23 protein-coding genes and 5 pseudogenes are annotated in these 20921 nt (G+C 43.4%); 27 read left to right on the top strand and 1 reads right to left on the bottom strand.

What is annotated here, in order from left to right:
• Positions 1-197 precede the first annotated feature (197 nt).
• The 10 genes and pseudogenes from C805_RS0105785 to C805_RS17230 form a co-directional block, all read left to right on the top strand.
• Positions 198-386: pseudogene (locus C805_RS0105785) on the top strand (pyridoxamine 5'-phosphate oxidase family protein); the annotation flags it as partial.
• Positions 387-426: 40 nt separating this feature from the next.
• Positions 427-555, top strand: a complete 129-nt coding sequence (locus C805_RS27360) for a hypothetical protein (RefSeq protein ID WP_016215223.1) — start codon at positions 427-429, stop codon at positions 553-555.
• Positions 556-1059: 504 nt separating this feature from the next.
• Positions 1060-1617 (top strand): IS4 family transposase, encoded by a 558-nt coding sequence (locus tag C805_RS27130; RefSeq protein ID WP_242832673.1) that lies wholly within the window; start codon positions 1060-1062, stop codon positions 1615-1617.
• 59 nt (positions 1618-1676) lie between these two features.
• Positions 1677-2183: a transposase gene (locus C805_RS27125; protein ID WP_242832696.1), complete on the top strand. Its 507-nt coding sequence runs from the start codon at positions 1677-1679 to the stop codon at positions 2181-2183.
• A 436-nt stretch (positions 2184-2619) separates the two neighbouring features.
• On the top strand, positions 2620-3546 hold the full coding sequence (locus tag C805_RS17255; protein WP_016215219.1) for a glycosyltransferase family A protein: 927 nt from the start codon (positions 2620-2622) through the stop codon (positions 3544-3546).
• A 50-nt stretch (positions 3547-3596) separates the two neighbouring features.
• Complete coding sequence (locus C805_RS17250; protein ID WP_016215218.1) at positions 3597-3944, top strand: SdpI family protein; 348 nt, start codon at positions 3597-3599, stop codon at positions 3942-3944.
• Positions 3945-4005: 61 nt separating this feature from the next.
• The gene (locus tag C805_RS17245) at positions 4006-4803 is read left to right on the top strand and encodes a MerR family transcriptional regulator (RefSeq protein WP_016215217.1); all 798 of its coding nucleotides are present in this window, start codon (positions 4006-4008) and stop codon (positions 4801-4803) included.
• Positions 4800-5618 carry an ABC transporter ATP-binding protein gene (locus C805_RS17240; protein ID WP_371197638.1) on the top strand — a complete coding sequence of 273 codons (819 nt, stop codon included), beginning with the start codon at positions 4800-4802 and terminating at the stop codon, positions 5616-5618. Before C805_RS17245 ends, C805_RS17240 begins: the two co-directional genes overlap by 4 nt.
• Positions 5615-6331 carry an ABC transporter permease gene (locus C805_RS17235; RefSeq protein ID WP_016215215.1) on the top strand — a complete coding sequence of 239 codons (717 nt, stop codon included), beginning with the start codon at positions 5615-5617 and terminating at the stop codon, positions 6329-6331. The genes C805_RS17240 and C805_RS17235 overlap by 4 nt, the downstream gene beginning before the upstream one ends.
• A 151-nt stretch (positions 6332-6482) precedes the next feature.
• A complete protein-coding gene (locus C805_RS17230; RefSeq protein WP_016215214.1) occupies positions 6483-7127 on the top strand; it encodes a histidine phosphatase family protein in 645 nt (214 codons plus the stop codon).
• Positions 7128-7147: 20 nt separating this feature from the next.
• Here the strand turns inward: C805_RS17230 and C805_RS25935 are convergent.
• A pseudogene (locus C805_RS25935) lies at positions 7148-7297 on the bottom strand (winged helix-turn-helix transcriptional regulator); the annotation flags it as partial.
• A 53-nt stretch (positions 7298-7350) separates the two neighbouring features.
• On the opposite strand from C805_RS25935, the gene C805_RS27355 reads away from it, so the two are divergent.
• From C805_RS27355 to C805_RS17160, 17 genes and pseudogenes are all read left to right on the top strand, one after another.
• Positions 7351-7473 carry a hypothetical protein gene (locus tag C805_RS27355; RefSeq protein WP_256379637.1) on the top strand — a complete coding sequence of 41 codons (123 nt, stop codon included), beginning with the start codon at positions 7351-7353 and terminating at the stop codon, positions 7471-7473.
• Positions 7474-7625: 152 nt separating this feature from the next.
• Positions 7626-8345: a hypothetical protein gene (locus C805_RS17225; protein WP_016215212.1), complete on the top strand. Its 720-nt coding sequence runs from the start codon at positions 7626-7628 to the stop codon at positions 8343-8345.
• Positions 8346-8530: 185 nt separating this feature from the next.
• A complete protein-coding gene (locus tag C805_RS17220) occupies positions 8531-9463 on the top strand; it encodes a GNAT family N-acetyltransferase (protein WP_016215211.1) in 933 nt (310 codons plus the stop codon).
• Positions 9456-10802 carry an MATE family efflux transporter gene (locus tag C805_RS17215; protein ID WP_016215210.1) on the top strand — a complete coding sequence of 449 codons (1347 nt, stop codon included), beginning with the start codon at positions 9456-9458 and terminating at the stop codon, positions 10800-10802. Before C805_RS17220 ends, C805_RS17215 begins: the two co-directional genes overlap by 8 nt.
• Positions 10803-10846: 44 nt before the next feature.
• A pseudogene (gene arr / locus C805_RS17210) lies at positions 10847-11261 on the top strand (NAD(+)--rifampin ADP-ribosyltransferase).
• Between the two features lie 480 nt (positions 11262-11741).
• Positions 11742-12596 (top strand): hypothetical protein, encoded by an 855-nt coding sequence (locus C805_RS27570; RefSeq protein WP_016215207.1) that lies wholly within the window; start codon positions 11742-11744, stop codon positions 12594-12596.
• 3 nt (positions 12597-12599) lie between these two features.
• Positions 12600-13550 (top strand): alpha/beta hydrolase, encoded by a 951-nt coding sequence (locus tag C805_RS17205; protein WP_016215206.1) that lies wholly within the window; start codon positions 12600-12602, stop codon positions 13548-13550.
• Positions 13551-13854: 304 nt separating this feature from the next.
• Positions 13855-13947, top strand: a pseudogene (locus tag C805_RS26765) (TnpV protein); the annotation flags it as partial.
• 315 nt (positions 13948-14262) lie between these two features.
• The gene (locus C805_RS17195) at positions 14263-14928 is read left to right on the top strand and encodes a response regulator transcription factor (protein ID WP_016215205.1); all 666 of its coding nucleotides are present in this window, start codon (positions 14263-14265) and stop codon (positions 14926-14928) included.
• Positions 14929-15022: 94 nt separating this feature from the next.
• A pseudogene (locus tag C805_RS17190) lies at positions 15023-15684 on the top strand (ABC transporter ATP-binding protein).
• Positions 15677-16498, top strand: a complete 822-nt coding sequence (locus tag C805_RS25350; protein WP_016215202.1) for an ABC transporter permease — start codon at positions 15677-15679, stop codon at positions 16496-16498. Before C805_RS17190 ends, C805_RS25350 begins: the two are co-directional and overlap by 8 nt.
• Complete coding sequence (locus C805_RS17185; protein WP_016215201.1) at positions 16474-17166, top strand: sensor histidine kinase; 693 nt, start codon at positions 16474-16476, stop codon at positions 17164-17166. Before C805_RS25350 ends, C805_RS17185 begins: the two co-directional genes overlap by 25 nt.
• 125 nt (positions 17167-17291) lie before the next feature.
• Positions 17292-17744: a GNAT family N-acetyltransferase gene (locus tag C805_RS17180; RefSeq protein ID WP_016215200.1), complete on the top strand. Its 453-nt coding sequence runs from the start codon at positions 17292-17294 to the stop codon at positions 17742-17744.
• A 141-nt stretch (positions 17745-17885) separates the two neighbouring features.
• A complete protein-coding gene (locus C805_RS17175) occupies positions 17886-19016 on the top strand; it encodes a helix-turn-helix domain-containing protein (RefSeq protein WP_016215199.1) in 1131 nt (376 codons plus the stop codon).
• A complete protein-coding gene (locus tag C805_RS17170; RefSeq protein ID WP_016215198.1) occupies positions 19009-19212 on the top strand; it encodes a PLDc N-terminal domain-containing protein in 204 nt (67 codons plus the stop codon). The genes C805_RS17175 and C805_RS17170 overlap by 8 nt, the downstream gene beginning before the upstream one ends.
• On the top strand, positions 19213-20109 hold the full coding sequence (locus C805_RS17165; protein ID WP_016215197.1) for an ABC transporter ATP-binding protein: 897 nt from the start codon (positions 19213-19215) through the stop codon (positions 20107-20109).
• The gene (locus C805_RS17160; protein WP_016215196.1) at positions 20106-20867 is read left to right on the top strand and encodes an ABC transporter permease subunit; all 762 of its coding nucleotides are present in this window, start codon (positions 20106-20108) and stop codon (positions 20865-20867) included. Before C805_RS17165 ends, C805_RS17160 begins: the two co-directional genes overlap by 4 nt.
• Positions 20868-20921: the final 54 nt, after the last annotated feature.

Raw genomic sequence — 20921 nt, 5'->3', positions numbered from 1 at the left:
GACGAATTACAAATTGTCCGGATTATGGCTGCACAGATTATTTCCTTTGCATTTGTGCTGGCAATTCATACTTATCGAACTACTAAGGTTCGATAAGGTATTATTGCAAAAATAGAAGCGGAAACAGATAGAAGTTTGAAGGGAATGCTTATAAGTTGAGATAGAACTTCTACCACAACGGATTCATGAAATATGTTGGTGTTATGTTAAAAGGCAAAATGGAAGTCTTGACAGACCAGGAAACTAAAAACATGATTTGGGAAAAGGATGATACAATGTTTTACAAAAAAGGTGCAACTGACCCAGATTATTGTGTTTTAAAGTTTACTGCTGCAAGTGGCAGATATTATTGCGATTTGAAAACAGAAAATTTTAATATTAAGTAGTTGCAAAATTCCCGTTGTGGGACAAAGGAGGAGAAATTCAATGGACGATTTAGAAGAATTAGGGAAGCTGATGAAAGAGCATCCTATCATTATTGTTGTAACATTGGCGGCCATGGCTGTAGGCGCAATTTTGGGAGCGGTCGCGTTTTATCAGGGATGGCCAGGATGAAGGAAGCGGCAAACAGGGGAAAAGGAAAAACGCTCCTGATTTCAGCCGCATAGAAATCATGCTGATTATCTGCATTACGGCAGCGAATATCAATCCAACGCCCATACTATATTTTATTTTCTCAAACTTCGCACTTGAATAAGTGCGTATGCACCTTGAAAATTCAATAATAACTGGCATAAAAATAGCATGTATACCATCTGGTTTGGTATAATTGAGTTGCTCAAAAACAATTAAAACCGGAGGACTCATGCTATGAATAAAAGTATAACACAAGACGCTCAGAATGATAAGCAGATTTCTAAAACTATCCGAAGATTTTTTGTCAGATTTCATGTTTCATTTGCATTAAAATCGGCTAATGCCTGTAAAAGAAAAGGATTTTCTGTTGTGGAAATCTTTCAGTATCTGTTTCTGCTGATTTTTTCTAACAGAAGTATGTACATGAATCTTCTTACCGGAAGTAACACGCCTGCGTTTGCAAAGGATACTGTCTACTGTTTTATGAAAATGCCTCAGATCAATTGGAGCCGTTTCACAACAATTCTTTCAAGCAGGATTATCAAGGAAGCTATTGCACCGTTGGATTCTGAAGACCGTGCCAATGTTTTGATCATTGATGATTCCATATTTGAAAGGAACCGTTCTAAAAAAGCAGAACTGCTTACAAAAGTATATGATCATGCAAAACATGCTTATAAATTTGGCTTCCGAATGCTTACATTGGGCTGGTCAGACGGCAGCACTTTCCTCTCGGTTAACAGTGTGCTTCTTTCCTCTGAAAACAAGAGGAACCGAATAAACGAAGCATCTGCCATGGATAAAAGGACTGTCGGATACAAACGACGCCAGCTGTCTATGCAAAAAGGGACTTCTGTAATGCCTGAATTGTTAAAGCATGCTAAAAGTGCCGCCATCCCGGCAAAATACGTCCTTTTTGACAGCTGGTTTTCCTCCCCAAGTTCCATCCATGCCGTGAAAGGGATCGGGTATGATGTCATTGCCATGGTTAAGAAAACACCCAAAATGTTTTTTGTTACAACAGGGAAGAGATGTCCTTAACAGCCATTTACAGCAAAAACAAAAAACGCAGGGGACGTTCCAGATACCTTCTATCCGTGATGGTTGATGTTGTAAAAGATGGAAAAACCATTCCCGCCAAAGTGGTCTATGTCCGAAACAGAAACAAACGGAAAGAGTATCTGTGCATCATTTCAACAGATATTGGATTGGATGAAAATGAAATTATCCGCATCTACGGAAAAAGGTGGGATATTGAAGTCTTTTTCAAAGTCTGCAAAAGTTACCTGCATCTGGGTAAAGAATGCAGATCCATCTCCTATGATGCGATGACAGCACATACCGCAGTAGTCTTTACCCGATATATGATGTTATCCCTTGAAAGCCGTGAATCAAACGATGAACGGACTCCTGGTGAACTCTTTTTATATTTTTCCGATGAAATGTCAGACATAACATGGATACAGGCATTTCAATTATTGCTTCAAATGTTCAGAGAGCTGGCTGCCGATCATCTTGATATAACAGATGATAAAATCGATGCATTAGCAGATGCATTTATGGATGCTATTCCTGCTCTGTTAAAATCGAAACTACAAACAGCGTAAACCATAGAACATTGATAACTGAATCACTGCCAGGTATTGAATTTTCAAGGTGCATAACTAAAATTTATGTGCGAAGTTTGAGTAAAGATAAAGAAATGACAGAAAAAATAAAGAAAAGGACCTGTCATGCTAAAGCGTGAAGAAAAGGTGATTTTTATTGCCACAGATAAGATTTGCCGATATAATAAAAGCAGAAATATTTAAAGAAAAGGGCAGGAATGCAGAAGAAAACATCCGATTATGACAATGTATTTAAAACTATGAAGAGCAAACACAAAAGGATGTTTAATGGAAGGTCCTGCAGAGGCAGGTATGAATATGAAACTGCTGGATACACCGTTTCGTATTTATAAAGAAGCAGAGCGGAAAGGCGATGCAGCTGTCATAGAGCGTGCAATGTGATATGTTGGCGAATTTGCAGATAAAAGGAGATAAAATGAATAAAAATAAAGATAATTTTGGGACAGATATTGAGGCCGTCATAACGAGTTTTAATCAGGGCTCAATGATTCTTGAAGCCCTTGAATCTTTATGTGCTCAAACAGTATTGCCGCAGAAAATTATAATTGTAGACGATGGTTCCACAGATGAGTATTCCATCCGTGTATTAAAAGAAATTGAAAAAAAGTCTGATTTACCGATTCCGGTAATGATACACTATCAGGAAAACAGGGGCGTATCTGCTGCGAGGAATGCTGGGATTAAGAAAGCGCAGGCGCCAATGGTATTGGTATTAGACGGAGATGATAAACTGAAGCCCGAATTTACAGAGTATGTAAGTCAGCTGCTTCGTGACAGTCCATCTATGGTGGCAGCATCCTCCTTTATGCATACATTTGGGGTATTAGAGTCTGTTGTCCGTCCTGCCGGAGGGAAAATAAGTTCATTTTTATCTCGTAATTGCTGTCCGGCGACACATATCCTTCGACGGGAAATATTTGAGCAATGCGGAGGATATGATGAATCCATGCGTTCTGGTTTTGAAGACTGGGATTTCTTTTTAAGCATGTTAGAAACCTCTCCGGGATCATGGATTGGAATTGTCAGTCAACCGCTGATTCAATATCGTACAACTTCTGCTTCAACGAATATAAAAAGCATGAATAAACGGTTGGAGCTTATGCGATTTATTATCGAAAAACATATTAGCAGTTACCATGATCATATCGTAGACGTGCTGCTGGAAACAGAAGCCATATCAAATGCAAGGTTATATCATTGGGAAAATGAAGTAACTCATACAATATTAAATCATCAGGAAATAAGCCCGTCGTCAGAGGCATTTTTAAAGAGTCCCACATATGGGGATGGCGGAATGGCTTCGGCTGTTCGGATTGTTTCCACTGGAAAAGAAAATGAATAAGAAAAATTGGATACTCTATGGTAAAGTGAAGCAACGAGGAGTGAAAATATATGTATTATTTACTGGTGATAAACTTAGTTATGCCATTTGTAATGATTTTTGTGGGATATATCTTAAAAAAACATCCTGCGTCAGATATGGATCCAAATAATGGATATAACACACCAACTTCACGGAAAACGCAGGAGCATTGGAACTATGCACAAAGTATTGCACCTGATATTTTCATATTCTTTGGAAAAACTTTGGGACTGACTGAGATTGCATTAAGTGCAGTGATGTTTTTCTTTCATGTCCCGGTTCTTATATCTCTGAGTGTTGGAGGCATTGTTGGATGGGGATTTCTGTTTTTGGGATTTTACAAAACGGATTCAGAAACAGAAAAGAAATTTTTTTGAAAAAGGTCTTGTTTGTGACGCAGCGTAATGAGGTATAATACAGGACAGGAGGCAGATAATTATGGCAAAACACAGAAGCATCCCCCCTGGGTTTATGACGGTTGGAGAGGCTGCGGAGAAAACAGGAGTTACTGTCCGTACATTGCAATATTACGACAGGGAGGGCCTGTTATCCCCTTCGGCAGAGAGTGAAGGGGGACGCAGGCTTTATACAGATAAAGACCTGGTTATGCTTCATCAGATTATATCTTTGAAATCACTGGGGTTTTCTTTGAATGATATAAAACATCGCTTAATTTCTTTGGAAACACCGGCTGATGTGGCAAAGGCCCTTACCGAACAGGCTGACAGCATACGGGAGAAAATAGAACATCTGACCGCTTCTCTGACAGCAATCGAACAGTTAAAGGAAGAAGTGTTACAAATGCAGGCAGTCAATTTCAGGAAGTATGCAGATATTATTGTCAATCTGCAAATGAAAAACAACTCTTACTATCTCATTAAGCGTTTTGATGACGATACCCTCGATCATATCCGTAATCGGTTTGATAAGGAAAGCGGTTTGAATTTTATGGACAGATTTAACTGTTTGAGTGATGAAATTGCAGAACTTCAAAAGGCAGGTGTACCCCCTGAAAGTGAAAAATGCCAGCGAATTGTAAAAGAGTATTGGGGATTGATTACGGAATTTACGAACGGTGATATGAGTATGCTTCCGAAACTGATGGAGGTTGGCAATATTGATACCGCTGCAAATGCCTGGGAAGAAAGACAAAAAATTGTAAATGACTATTTAGAGCCGGCTTTGCAAATCTACTTTTCAGGATCCGGAGAAAATCCCTTTGAGGAGGTGGAATGATGAACAGTGCAATACAGGTTCGTGGATTAAAGAAAAGCTATGGCAGAGACATTGTTCTCAATGGACTTGATTTTGAAATTAAAAAGGGAGAAATTTTCGCTCTGCTGGGTGTAAATGGCGCAGGAAAAACCACAGCCCTTGAATGTATTGAGGGTTTGAGAAAATATGACAGCGGTACCATTACGGTAAACGGGAAAATGGGTATTCAGCTGCAGTCATCCTCTTTGCCTGCCCATATCAAACCGATGGAGGCTGTAAGATTATTTGCAAAATGGAACAGGGCAAAGATTGATTTCACTATGCTGAATGTTTCTGGCATGAAAGAAATTGAGAAGAAACAGTACATCCAGCTGTCCACAGGACAAAAAAGGCGGTTACATCTTGCCCTTGCACTTATCAGTAATCCGGATATTATTTTTCTCGATGAGCCAACTGCCGGGCTTGATGCCCTTAGCAGGGTTTCACTTCACGAACAAATCCGCAAACTAAGGTCACAGGGAAAAACGATTGTTCTGGCAAGTCACGATATGGCAGAAGTGGAAAACTTATGTGACCGTATTGCAATTCTGAATCGTGGGAATATTGACTTTTGCGGCACAGCGTCAGAACTGACAGATAAGATTGGGGAAAAATATTTTATCCATATCAAAACCAGGCAGGGGAACAGCACTTTTGAAACAGATAATATTGAAGATACTTTGATTTCCCTGCTTCATGATCTGAAGCAAAAAGAAATTCATATATTGGATATTAAAGTTGACCGTGGTACACTGGAACAACATTTTATCGAAATGACAGGGAGGGAAACAGCATGAACGGTTTTTTATATGGTGCGGCGTTACAGTGGAAACTGGATATACGGAGTAAGTCTCTCCTGGTTACCTGCTATATCGTTCCCCTTATTTTCTTTCTTTTTATGGGCGGTATTTTTACTTCCGTTATGCCCGAAATGGGAAGTACGCTAATACAGTCCATGACTGTAATGAGTGTTTCAATGGGGGCGTTTATCGGGTTACCGCCATCGTTGACTGAAACTTACGGAAGCGACATAAAGAAAGTATATAAAGCAAACGGAGTACCTGTCTGTTCCGGACTTGTTGCAATGTTCCTTTCAGCATTTGTTCATCTGATGATTACCTGTGTTGTGATAGTGCTGCTTGCCCCTGTTCTGTTTGAAGCAGCTTTGCCGGCACAGCTTCCGCTTTTCTTTCTCGCACTTGCTGTATATATTATTGTGTCGTTAAGCATTGGAAGTGTTTTAGGGTTGACAGTAAAAAATCAGGCGAAACTGACAATGACAGCACAATTGGTGTTTTTGCCCTCAATTATGCTTTCGGGAATTATGTTTCCCATTCATTTGTTACCTGAATTTTTGGAAATGACAGGACGGATTTTTCCTGCTTTCTGGGGATACCGGCTGATGCTGAATAATGGATTCTGCCCTGAAAATTTATGGTATCTGATTTTTATCTTTTTTGCAGCGGCAGCTATATGTGGAATAGTTATGAAAAAACAAAAAGCAAAATAGTCTGAAGGGAAGCTGCATAAATGATAACAGGGAAAAAGGGCCACCCAATGGATCTTTTTAAATACTCACTGTAATATGATAGTTATTACCCGGAAAGTAACTGCTTGCTATTTTAATGACGATTCCTTATACTGTCAGTGGAGGTGAAAGCATGGTTCGTTTTTACATAGTCAGGCATGGTCAGACACTTTTGAACAGCTTAGACCGGGCGCAGGGATGGGCTGATTCACCACTTACCGAAGCAGGAAAGCAGATGGTGGCTGACATAGGGCAAAAATTAAAGGGAATTGATTTTGATGCGGTTTATACCAGTGATATGCTCCGTGCCATACAGACAGCAGAACTGATTCTTGAAGCAAACGGAAAGAACGGTGTGCCAATAGAAAGGGAAGTAAGGCTTCGGGAATGGTGCCTGGGGTGTATGGAGGCGGAGGATAATGCGGTTTTCATAAAGAGTGTATCGGACTGGCTGGGAGGAGCGTCCTTTACAGAGCTGAATCAGCGGCTCCCCGATGTTGCGGATGCCCTTTATGAACATGATACGACAGGAATGGCAGAGCCATTCCAGGCAATAGAAGAACGCCTGAAAGCTGCATTTGTAGATATTGCCCAAAGGCATGGGATGGGGGAAAGCAGTAATATTCTGATAGTAACCCATGCCTTTGCCATAAAGACAATCATCCATTTATTTGCGCCGGAGCAGTCAGACAAAGTGCGGAAGGTAAAAAACGCATCCGTTTTCCGGCTTGCATTTGAAAACGGGGTTTTCTCATTGGAGTCGGATATACAGTTATGAAAAGTCAGCAGGAAAGCCTGTCACGGTTCTCCTGCTGACTTTTTTGTACAGCACGGCGGCTGGATGTTCAGCCCGTCTAAAAAGTTTGTCCCCCAATTACACATGGCGTCCAGCACTGGGATAATGCTCCTGCCAAACGGGGTAAGTGAATATAGCATCCGCATCGGCGTTAGACGATATGCTGTTTTTTACGATATAAAAAGTGAAAGCCGGAGGAGGAAATTTGAGCGAAATGAGTTTTATGCTGTTTCAGCATATAGCGTCAGGGGTTGAAACAGTTTACGGTAAGGAGCAGGCGGAAAATGATATTCCCAAACAGGATGCCCACGACTGGCGGCAGGCATAGATAGCATAGTTTTTTTGTATGCAGTTCCGGCGGCCCCTTCTCCGGTTTTTTACTCAGGAACAGCAGTATGGTAAGCAGCATGATTCTCAATACCAATAAAGTCAGGAAAAATGAGTTCAGCGTAACAGTGCTGTTACAGGAAAGGAGCAACCATGAATAACACGATCAATGTAAACTACATGACAAGGACGTACAGCAATTTTTTGAGAAACAATGAAGCAAAGGGCGGCAATGCTGAAAGCCCGTCTTTTTGTGACAGGGTGGCGGAAAAGAGCCAGAATGTATCAGAAACGGGAAAGGCGGGGGCTGTTTCAACAAAGGACATGACAATGGATGAGTATAAGCAGTATATCCATGAAAAGATTTCACAGATTCCCATGCACCCGACCCGTATGTGGGAGAACATTTCCATCCATATTTCAGAAGCAGGGTTTGAGGCGATGAAGAATGACCCGGAGTATGAGGCGTGGGTGCTGAATGACCTGCGGACAGGATGGGCGCAGCCAGACAGATGGGCAGGCGTCTGTGGAGGGGCTTATTCCACCATCTGTTACGGGGCAACAAAAGAGGAATGCCATGCGGAGATGTGGAGCGCAGGATACCAGAACGGAAGTGGAAAAAGCCTGTTTGACGGCAGGGCAAAAGACAGCTTTTGGGAGCGCAGGACAGAGCAGAAAAAACGGACGGAGGCCCAGATAAAAAAGGAGCAGGAAAAGAAAAGGATGCAGGAAGAAATCAATGCGAAGGCGGCGATGGAAAAAAGCGATGCACAAAGGCGGCTGATGGCGCAATGGGCAAAAGAGGGCGTATATTCCGATTCCATTCTGGCAAAATCGGGGACTGCGGCAACAGCAAATTATACCATGGCGTAATGAGATTATCAGTCCGAAAACTGGAAAACATTTTTTGATTAGTATTTTAGAAAGAGCCAGACGCAGAGCTGATGAAATAGCTGAAATCATAAAAAACCGCAAGACAGATGAAAAGAAGAATAGAAATTTCTGCTATAATCATGGCATTCTGGTCAGAATACTAAATGAGAAAGGAGGGAGCTGAAATGCCGGGAAATATCAAAAATGTGACAGCGGCCATTGACTATATTGAGAGCCGCCTGCATGAAAAGCCGGATCTGGATACAATTGCGGAAGCGCTGCATTATTCAAAGTACCATCTGCACAGGATGTTTACAGACACAGTGGGACTGACAATCCGGACTTACGCACAGCGCCGACGGTTGACCGAGGCCGCAAAGCTGCTTGTTTTTTCCGATCAACCAATCCTTGAGATTGCACTTACTGCCGGATATGAAAGCCAGCAGTCTTTTACTGACAGTTTCAGGACCATGTACAAAAAGGCTCCTGACCAGTACAGGAAGGAAGAGGAGTTTTACCCGTTGCTGTTAAGATACGTTTTGAATGAAAATCCTGCAGACCTGGAAGGGGATGCCTGTTTACGACAGAAGATTGCCTGTGCAACAGAGGCAGACATTCCGGAATGGATGGAACTGGTACATCTTGTGATTGATGGTTTCCCACATCTGGATGAGGGGCAGTATACCGGACAGTTGCGGGAGTACATCAGAAACAGGCGGGCATTGATTCTGAAAGATGCCCATACCGCAGTGGGAATTATGGCATTTAATGAAATGACAGGGAGCATTGACTTTCTGGGGGTGCATCCGCAATACCGGAAAAAGGGAATAGCAAAAGCATTCTGTGAAAAAGCGCTGCACGAACTGGTATGCTCCGAAGCGATCACCGTCACGACTTTCAGGGAGGGTGACAAGGCTGATACCGGACACCGGAAGACCATCAAAAGCCTTGGCTTTGCCGAAGAAGAACTGCTGGTCGAGTTTGGTTATCCGACACAGAAGTTCATACTCCGGAAACCCGAAAACGATTTCAGCAGTCAGATATTGCAGGAACCGTTTCGCGGACCCTGTAATCGTGTATTATGGAAAGAGGAAACGGAGGGCAAGGGGCATGAATGAAACACAGGCAGAAGAAAATCCGCTTTCCCAGGACTTTACGATAAAGTCGCTGCTGAAATTTGCATTTCCAACCATTGTAATGATGCTGCTCATGGGGCTGTACACGATTGTTGATACGGTCTTTGTGGCACGGTTTGCAGGGACCAATGCTCTGTCAGCGCTCAATATCGTATGCCCGGTCATCAATCTGATCACAGGTCTTGGGACCATGCTTGCCATGGGAGGAAGTGCAATCGTTGCAGGGAAGATGGGAGCGGGGGAAACCGTAAGGGCATCCCAGGATTTTACCCTGATCATCCGTGCAGGCGCCTTATTGGGAGCGGCAATCACAATTTCAGGGGTTGTATTTACAGACAGCATTATATGGGGGCTTGGGGCAAGCCGGATTTTATTCCCCTATTGCAGGGAATACTTATTTCTCCTGTTTTTGTTTACCCCTGCGAGCATGATGCAGATCCTCTTCCAGAATCTGATCGTGACGGCAGGACGTCCCGGAATGGGCATGGCGCTTGGGATAAGCGCAGGAGCGGCTAATATCCTTTTTGATTACATTTTTATGGTCCCGCTGCAGATGGGGATTAAGGGAGCGGCATTGGGGACAGGGCTTGGGTACCTGATACCGACAGTGGCGGGTATCCTGTTTTTTACGGCGGGGAAGGGCAGCCTGCATTTCAGAAAGCCTGTCATGGACATTTCCATACTGGCGGGAAGCTGCGCGAATGGTTTTTCAGAAATGGTAAGCCAGGCCGCCTCTGCGGTGAGCACATTCCTTTTTAACAGGATCATGATGAAACTGCTGGGTGAGGACGGCGTGGCCGCCATCACAATCATTATTTACACGCAGTTCCTGCTGACTGCCTGCTACATAGGTTTTTCTATGGGAGTGGCTCCCATTATCAGCTATAACTATGGAAAACAGGACAATGCCCGGTTAAAAAAGGTGTTTTCCATCTGTATGCGGTTTATCATTCTGGTTTCTGTCGTTATCTTTGGCGCAGCAATTGCCTTTGGCTCCTCACTGGTCAGCTTTTTTGCAGAGAAAGGGACATCGGTTTATGAGATTGCAGAGAAAGGGTTCCGGATCTTCCCATTCAGCTTTCTGTTCTGCGGGCTGAACATTTTTACTTCCGCCGCATTCACCGCATTGTCAGACGGAAAGCTGTCGGCGGTATTATCTTTCCTGCGGACGTGCGGGCTGATACTTGTGTTCCTGCTCATTCTGCCGGAATTTATGGGAGTGACAGGTGTGTGGCTGGCAGTGCCGATAGCAGAGCTGCTTACAATGATAGTGGCGCTGTCTTTTCTTTATTATAACAAAGACAGGTATCATTACGCATAGAGAACGCCACCCGGAAACCTGGCAGTTGTCAAGGAGAAAAACAGATGAGTGAAAAAACAGTATTTAACAGGGGCTCTTTTTTTCATGGAACAAGAGCAGATTTGAAAATGGGAGATCTGATAGTTGCAGGGAAGAAAAAGAATTATAATGATGATAGAAAGTCTGAATATGTTTACTTTGCAGGGACTTTGGATGCGGCAATCTGGGGAGCAGAACTGGCAGAGGGGGGAGGGAGATGAAAGAATATATGTTGTGGAGCCAACAGGCGATTTTGAAGACGACCCGAATGTTACAGATAAGAAATTTCCGGGAAACCCAACGAAATCCAATAGATCAAAACAGCCCCTTAAGATTGTGGCAGAGGTGATAAAATGGGAAGAGCATTCTCCGGACATATTGAATAATATGCTGGAAAATCTCAGGAAATTGTCTGAACAGGGGATAAAGGCAATTGACTGATTCTGTAAGAAAGACAATTTGAAAATTACACCGAATTGGAAATTCGATTGAAAACAGACCGAAATATTACAAAATCTGGACATTTCAAAAATTTATGCAGTGGGCAGTTTATCGCACAGGCAGTCGGATTGCAATTGACCTGATGTTATAAACTTTATGGTCATTTCGTGCAATTTACAGTCACCTGGTGCAATCCGGGTTAGAAAACGGGCTGCATTTGCCGACAGATTTTGTGAAGTGTGCAGGTCAGGGTGGCGCAGATATATTTTTATCAGGTCAGAAACCGGTGAAGCTGGCACAGGCGTAGAAGGATGCCTGTAAGGTTTCCGGCTCCAAAGAGGATGGCATGGAGAAAATCTTATCCAGCTGAACGGTATGTCTGGCATTAAAAATGAAACACGAACGTATATCCCCAATAAGCCACAGCCTGACAAGGCAGCTCTGAAGGATATGGGATGCAGGAAAGGATTATAAAAATTTGTGTATGACATCATCCGGCAGAACTTCCTTGTGGGGAACCGTGGCTCCATGACGGAGGAGGAACGGCAGGCGAACATATCGCCTGGCATGAAAAAAGCGGAATATGCGGCGGAGAACTTTATCCCGGAGGAAAGCAGAAAATCATTCCTGGAAGCAATGGAATCCATTGCGAAACTGGCAGGGGCAGACACAGCTGACAGCAGCGGGAACATGGATTACGGTATTGCAAAAGCCAGATATCTTGGACATGGGAGCAATCTCATCCAGACCACAAATGCCCTTGACATGATGCGGACCATGGATAAGGATGCATATGCCGAGTACCAGAATATAGACATAAGTAAGGACGACGGGCTTAGTTCACTGAAATTCCTTACGAACTGGTATGCAGGTGCGGTGGAAAAGAATCATTCGATGGTTGACGATTACGAAAAACAGTCGGAAGAATATTTGGAGAAAAATGTGAAAGACCGGAAATTGGTTTTGGGGATTTCAGGCATTGTTGACGGTACGGTAATGGTATTGCAGGTGAGTGCGGGCAGAGAAACTGATTATCAGACATATTTCGGCTTATATGCCATACAATCAGCATCGTGGCACATAAGCATTTTCGTATCTGGCGCAGCCACGTTTATTTTTCTGACAGTGATGGTTATTGTAAAATCCATTATTCATTTTATTTTCTTTTGTTTACATGCTGTTATTCATAGTCCTTATCATTTTGTCCTGCCGGGGGTGTCTGTGATCAATAAGCGCTTTCATTTATACCATAGGATGAGATTTGCTGACAGATATGCAAAAACGGAAGAGTTACATATTATAATTAAAACCCTTTATGACAGAAAGGAAGAATGAAATATGAAACGATGTGTTCCGTTAGAACCCGCGGCAGAAGCTGTCTGCAATCAAAGCTCTGTGCCTCCGCTGATCTTTCAGATGCCCCCGGAGCAGGGCAGGAGGGCATTAGAGGAAATGCAGGATATGACCGTATATAAATATCCCGCTGATATATCCTCAGTTTGCGTCAATACCGGGATGTGGGGGAGTGTTCCGGTATATTTTATTGTGCCTGGGGGTAAAAAAATCAAAAATATTATGTTTTATATCCATGGCGGAGGCTGGGTGACCGGCAGTTTCCATACACATGAAAAGTTAGTCAGGGAGCTTTCTGCAAGGACAGATTCACTGGTCGTATTCCCCGAATACAGCCGGTCGCCGGAAGCGAAATACCCAACAGCCACAGAACAGTGCTATTTTCTCCTTTCCCATATATGGGAAATCATAGGGGATTGTTTTCCGATGGCAAAGGGTGCTGCGCTCACAGTGGCAGGCGACAGTGTTGGCGGGAACATGGCAATCGCCATGGTTTTGATATCAGCTATGCGGCATGGTCCGTGTATCCACAAACTGCTGTTATATTATCCAGTGACGAACGCATGTTTCGATATGCCCAGTTACCGTCAGTTTGCAACAGGCTATTATCTGTACCGGGAAGGGATGAAATGGTTCTGGCGGCAGTATACAGCATCTGTGGAAGACAGAAATCAGATGACTGCATCCCCTCTCCGGGCGGATATGGACTGCCTGAAGTGTTTTCCACCGACGATGATTATCAATGGTCAGGCAGATGTTTTACGCAGCGAAGGGGAAGCCTTTGGCGAAAGGCTCCGGTGTGCAGGGGTGGAAGTGACCGTGTTGCGGGTGCAGGGGACGATTCATGATTTTGTGATGCTGAATGCGCTGGACCAGACGAATGCCTGCCGTACTGCTATGGATGCGTCAACAGAGTGGGTGAACCGTCTGAATTGAAATCCAGGGAAGGAATGCCTTTATCATTCGGGGACATTTGAAATAGCAGTACAGGTCCTGTAATTCAGTGATAAAACTGTTATACAGGTATCAGTTTTAGTAATTACATTACAGCGATTCTGGTTTTCCGGTTCCACAGTGCCTGAGAGTTTCTGCTTTCAGGCACTTTTTTGTCTTATAGGAAAGACCTTACGAATTCTGTTTTTATGATTTTAAATGCTTCTTTTACAGGTTCCGCCGTTTCTGCTCCTTTGCTTATTGATTTTATACTATATGACCTTAAAAAATCTGTCCGGTTTATTGATTTGAACAGTCAGGCGGTACATATCGGAAAGAAAGTGATTACTTAATACCGTGCCTGACTGTACCCGCCGAAGAAGAACAGCCAACAGGCATATGAGGGTGAGCGAGTGCCAGCGGCACTCAGGCTGCGAACCGACAAGTTTATATTTTGCAAGTTAATATTATTCGTTCAAACGAATATAATAAAAACAGTACAATTTAGGAGGACAGAAATGTTTGAGTATATGACGGCATAGGAAGCATCAGAGCGTTGGGCTATATCGGTACGGCGGGTGCAAAGACTTTGCAAAGAAAAGCGGATTGAGGGTGTTATAAATATTAACCGTGTATGGCTTATTCCTAAAACAGCGAAGAAACCTGTTGATGGCAGATATAAGGAAAACAAAAAGCAAGATGGAGTTGATTGACTATGAAAAGAATTTTAATTATCGATGACGACATACATATTGGAAATGTGCTTGAAGAGACACTTTCAAAAGAAGGATATGAAATCTCCCGTGCTTATTCTGGAACGGAAGCATTATTAGTGATACCTGACTCAAAACCAGACCTTGTATTATTAGATTTAATGCTGCCGGGATTGAATGGAGAAGATGTCCTTCCGAAAATAAGGGGAATACCTGTTATTGTGGTGAGCGCCAAAGTTGATATTGATAATAAAGTTGATGTGCTGCCTGGCGGTGCGGTTGATTATGTGACGAAGCCTTTTAACATAAAGGAACTTTTAGCCAGAATTTTCATACATCTCAGAAATACGGAAAGTATGCTTGTTTCTTCAGAATTAACATTTGCAGATATTGTCCCTAATACGAATACTCATATTGCAGGGATTAACAATACGGAAATAAAACTGACAAGGACAGAATATGCTATTTTGAAACTGCTTATGCAAAACCCCACGCAGGTTGTTACGAAATCGCTGCTGTTAGACCGTATCAGCGCAGACACACCAGATTGTACGGAAAGTTCTCTGAAAATGCATATCAGTAATTTGAGGAAAAAAATTCGAGAGGCAAATAACAAAGACTATATTGAAGCGGTTTGGGGAATTGGCTTTAAAATTAAGGCAGAGTAAATCTTTACTGTTTCTTTACCATTCTCTTTACCGTTTCCTTTACTGTTTACAGATATAATGCCAGTACATGAAACAGGTAGGAGGTAATGGTTTTATGGACTATGTTCTTAGAACAAACGCTTTATGCAAAAAATACAGAGATTTTAAAGCGTTAAACGGACTGTCTATGAATGGGGGCTGTTGTAGAAACTCCATCTGTTTTTCTGGATATGACCGCTGAGAATAATTTAAGACAGCAGTACCGTGTTCTGGGACTTCCGTCTTATGACGGACTGTATGAAATTTTGAAATTAGTGGGACTTGATAATACAGGAAAGACCAGCTAATGGTCTTGACCCGCAGGGAATCATTGAAATCAGAGAATTGATATTAAAGCTCAATCGGGAACAGCAAATTACAGTCCTGATTTCCAGTCATATCCTTGATGAACTTTCCAGGCTGGCAACACATTATGGTTTTATTGACGGCGGACGGCTTGTAAAAGAAATGAGTGCGAAAGAGTTAGAAGCTGCCTGCAGGAAATGTGTTCGTATGGAAGTCAGCGATACAAAGGCTCTTGCCCGTGTACTTGACGGAATGAAGGTTGATTATACAATCATAACAAATCAGACTGCTGATGTGTATGCAAAGGTGAACGTATCGCATTTGACTGCGGCATTGGCAAAAGAAAATTGCGAAGTTATTTTAATGCAGGAGCGTGAGGAAAGCCTTGAGAGTTATTATGTCAGCCTTATAGGAGGTGGAAAAAATGCGTAAGTTGCTATCTGCTAACTATTCTCGCCTTTGGAGAGATAAAATCTTTTGGATTTGCATGGGGACAATGTTGGTTTATTCAGTTGTATATATGCTGAACGGCTGCAGGCAGGCAACCGTTGATTTAACAGAATACAATTACAGTATTGATAAATATTACTTCCATTTTGCGATGTCAATCGGCGTTTTTTGCGCAGTATTCAGCAGTATGTTTTTCGGTACGGAATACAGCGATGGAACAATCCGGAATAAGGTCATTGTGGGGCATACAAAAGTAAATATTTATATTGCCAGCCTGATTACCACAATCACGGCTACATTGTTAATGGTGTTCGTGTGGATGATTGGCGCATCCGTTGCGATTCCAATACTTGGGATTTGGGAAATGGGTATCCCCAATTTGCTTATATATCTGTTAATTATACTCATGCTTGCCGTTGCGCTTGCCGCAATTTGCACACTTATTAATATGATATCTGCAAACAAAGCCTTTACCGTTGTAATTTCTGTTCTGCTGATTATGGGGCTTCTCATCTTTTCGAGTATGTTCTATAACGGTCTTTCCGAGCCAGAGATGATAAGCGGTGTCCAGATTACTGCAAATGGAATCCAGATGTCTGAGCCGACGTCCAATCCGAATTATATTAGCGGCGAAATGAGAAAAGTTTATGAATATATTCTTGATTTTCTGCCTACGGGACAAGGTTTGACGGTGTGGCAGGTAGAGGTGGGGCATTCTGTTCGTATGATTTTTTCCTCTGTTGCGATAACAATTCCTGTAACGACAGATATATGCGTAAGCTGGCAAATGCTATAAATAAAGAACTTCGTAAACTCCGTACAGAACGGTGCCGATTTCAGCAAGGTGATTTTGAGTTAAAAAATGCAGTCACTAATATTTCACATGATTTACGAACACCGCTTACGGCTATCTGCCGTTACCTGGAATTGTCAGAGCAGGAAGAAAAATCTGAATCCGTAAATCGGTATATCGAAATTATAAAAGAACGTGTGGATATTTTGAAACAGCTTTCAGAGGAACTTTTCAGGTACTCTGTTATCATTTCAACAAAAGACAATATAACTAAGGAACAGGTAATTATCAATACGGTATTGGAAGAAAGTATTGCAGCATTTTATACGGTTTTAACTGAACGAAATATCGTGCCAGAGATACAAATATCTGAAGCAAAAGTAGTGCGGATGCTTGACCGTTCCGCATTATCCCGTGTATTTTCCAATCTGATAAGCAATGTTATCAAATACAGTGATGGAGATTTAAAGATTATTCTGTCAGAAAATGGGAAGATAGAATTTTCCAATATGGCTTCCGGATTAGATGAGATACAGGTGGGGAGATTGTTTGACGGCTTTTATACCGTAGAAGCTGCCAGAAAATCAACAGGTTTAGGATTGACAATTTCTAAAACACTTGTGGAACAGATGAAAGGAACTATATCCGCACATACGAAAACAACAGATTAAGCATTCATATCTTTTTCCCGGATATTAAAAAATGAAGATAATGGTGCACAGCCCACGGAAATGAAGTTTATCGCCGGCGTGGAGAACGTGCACAGCGCATGAAAAAATACAGGAGGACAGACTGGATGAATTATAACATAATACGGCTCACTGACAGGCCGGAAATAAAAGAAAAAGCTGCAGAGTGGTTTCATGAAAAATGGGGCGTTCCGTCAGAAGCCTACAGGGAAAGCATGGAGGAATGCCTGCTGAAAAGAAATTCCGTTCCCCAGTGGTATGCTGCAATGGAGGATGACAGAATCATTGGGGGTCTGGGGGTGATTGAAAATGATTTTCATGACAGGAAAGACCTTGCTCCAAATGTCTGCGCGGTATATGTGGAAGAAGATAAGCGCTGTAATGGAGTGGCGGGCGCTTTGCTGAACTATGTCTGCAGAGATATGAAAGAAAAAGGGATTGGTGTTTTATACCTTGTGACGGACCACACTTCTTTCTATGAGCGGTATGGGTGGGAGTTTCTGTGTATGGTACAGGGAGAGGATGAGCCGGGTATGAGCAGAATGTATATCCACTCATAGCAGTTCAGATACAGATCCCTGGCACGGGAGGAAAAGTTTCCTGTCAGGTGATTTTATTACCTGAAGTATCGGAACAGTCGATTGAAAGAAAGAGAGATCTCCTGTTATAATGTAAAAAATGAAAGACAGGAGGGCAAATCGGTGAATAAACTTAATTTACCAGATAACATTATCCGGCTCCGGCATAAAAAGAAGCTGACGCAGGAGGAAGTGGCAGATTTTATGGGTGTGACAAAGGCCTCTGTTTCCAAATGGGAAAAAGGGATTAATACACCGGATCTTTTGCTTCTGCCGCAGTTAGCAGCTTTTTTCGATGTGACGGTGGATGAACTGATAGGATACGAGGCGCAGCTTTCTGGCGAACAGATACGATATCAGTATGCACAGCTGACCGGAGACTTTGCAGCGCTTCCTTTTGAAGAGGCGCTGGAAAAGACCAGGTCTCTTGCCCATAAGTATTATGCCTGCTATCCCCTTCTGCTGCAGCTTTGTATTCTGTACTGGAATCACTATATGCTGGCAAAAACAAAGGAAACGCAAACTTTTGTTCTGCAGGAAGCTGTGGGATGGTGCGACAGGATTATGGAAAACTGCAGTGATGTGGGCCTTTGCAGCGATGCACTGGTGCTGAAGGCCGGACTGTACCTGCAGCTTGGAAAAGCGGCAGAGGCAATTGACCTGCTGGAATTTTCAGCAGAACCCGGCCGCCTTGCAGGACAGGACGGCACGCTGCTGGTACAGGCTTATCAGGTGGCAGGACAAAGGGAAAAGGCAAAAAGTTATGCTCAGGCGAAATATTATCTGGATCTGGTGAACCTGACAGGTGATGCAATTCTTTCACTTTCCCTGAATGGAGATAACCTGGAGCAGTGTGAGGAAACCATTCGGCGTGTAAAAGGGATTCTGGAGCTGTATGATCTGGAGGTTCTCCATCCCAATCTGGCGGCCCAGTTTTATTATCAGTCTGCAGTTGTTTATGGAATGAATGGAAAAGAAAAGGAAGCGCTGGGCGCACTTCGCTGCTTTGAAAAATGTGTGGACAGACTTTTGAGGGCAGAACGGATTGAGCTTCATGGAGATGATTATTTTGATCTGCTGAATGAGTGGATCGACCGGCAGCCCCTTGGAAACATGGCGCCGCGGGACAAAAGTTTTATCCGCCAGAGCCTTGAGGAATCTCTGGCTCACCCGGCTTTCGACAGGATAAAAGAACAGAATGAATTTCAGCATATGGCTGGAAGACTGACGAAGGGAGGTGAGAAGAATGCCTGATATAAAGGAATTTCTGCCCCTTCTGATTCCGCTGGCAGTTGTGGAGTTTATATTGCTGGGCTATACCCTTTATCATATTTTAACCCATAAGACATACAGGCGGGGCAGCAGAGGGCTGTGGATTGCTGTTGTGCTGATTGGGATGGAATTTATCGGACCCATTCTGTATTTTCTGCTGGGAAAGGAGGAGGCCTGAATGGATATGCTGACCCTTTCTCATGTGGCAAAAAGATTTGGAGAAAAACAGGTGCTGCGGGATGTCACTTTTTCTGTTCCGGAGCATACCGTGTTCGGTTTTGTGGGAAAAAACGGTGCAGGAAAAACCACTGCCATGAAGCTGATTCTGGGCCTGCTGGCCAGTGATGGAGGAGAAATTTCCGTAAACGGAATGAAAGTTCATTACGGAAATACGCCAACCAATCGGTTTGTGGGATATTTGCCGGACGTTCCGGAATTTTATTCCTGTATGACGCCCTTTGAATACCTCCGTTTTTGCGGGGAGATTTCCGGTATGTCTTCAAAGGAGATTAAGGCGCGCAGTGAGGAATTGCTTTGCCTGGTGGGACTGGAAAAAGAAAACCGCCGGATCAGAGGCTTTTCCCGCGGCATGAAACAGCGGCTGGGTGTGGCGCAGGCGCTGTTCGGACGTCCCGGACTCTTAATCTGTGATGAGCCGACTTCTGCACTGGACCCGGCAGGACGCAGGGAATTGCTGGATATTCTGTCAGCCGCAAAAGAGCAGACAACGGTGCTCTTTTCCACCCATATTCTCTCAGACGTGGAGCATATCTGTGATGAAGCTGCGTTTCTGCATGAAGGAGAAATTGTTCTTAAGGGAACCATTGAGGAAATGCGGACGTACAGAAAAGCTGCCGGAATGGAGATGGAACTGGAACAGGTGGAAGACGGGCAGCTCCTCCTGGCAGCATTTCCCTGTCTGAAATCCACAGGCAAAAGGAACTTTTTGCTGGAAGACACAGGGCGTCTGCCTGAGATTCTGCATTTTCTTGCGGACCGGAACATATCTGTTCTGCGGATAGAGCGGCAGGAATCGTCGCTGGAGGAACTGTTTATGGAGGTGGTGGGAAAATGAAAGCATTTCTGAGAAAAGAATGGATGGAATTATGCCGGAGCGGCCGTTTTCTGATTCTGCTTCTGATTTTTACATTATTTGGAATTATGAACCCGGTTGTGGCAAAAATGACGCCCTGGCTGATGGAAACCCTTACCGATTCTCTGGCAGAGTCAGGGCTGACAGTTACTGAGGTAACAGTAGACGCCATGAATTCCTGGGGACAGTTTTATAAAAATATTCCTGCAGGAATTGTGGTATTTATCCTGCTCTGCAGCAGCAGTTTTACCGGGGAATATCAGAAAGGAACGCTGATTCCGCCGGTGACAAAAGGGTTGTCCCGCCGGAAAATCCTGTTGGCAAAGGCTCTGACAATGTTTGTTTTGTGGACTGTAATGTACTGGCTCTGTTTTGGGATTACCTGCGGATACAATGGGTATTTCTGGGATAACGGGATTGCCGGACACCTGTTTTTTGCGGGGATGCTGACCTGGCTGTTCGGAGTATGGGTGACTGCCCTTCTGGTATGTTTTTCCTCTGCGGCAGGCAGCAGCACACAGGTGCTCCTTGGAACCGGCGGAGTCGTTATGGGAGTATATATACTGGGCATGTTTCCAAAAATCAGCGGCTTTCTTCCGGTGAAACTTATGGATGGGATGTCTTTACTGCAGGGGATAAAAGCTCCCGGAGATTATGCTGTTGGTATGGCGGCGGCAGGAGGCACGATTCTGCTCTGTATGGTACTGGCGGCAGTCTGTTTTGACAGAAAGCAGCTGTAGGAAATCTGGCAGGGGTAAATGAATGTACACTGTTCCGCAAATTTAAAAATAAAA

It is taken from the genome of Eubacterium sp. 14-2 (assembly GCF_000403845.2).
GTDB lineage: Bacteria > Bacillota > Clostridia > Lachnospirales > Lachnospiraceae > Petralouisia.
The sequence above is the reverse complement of the archived record's forward strand: the minus strand, read 5'-3'. Positions and strand labels throughout refer to the sequence as shown.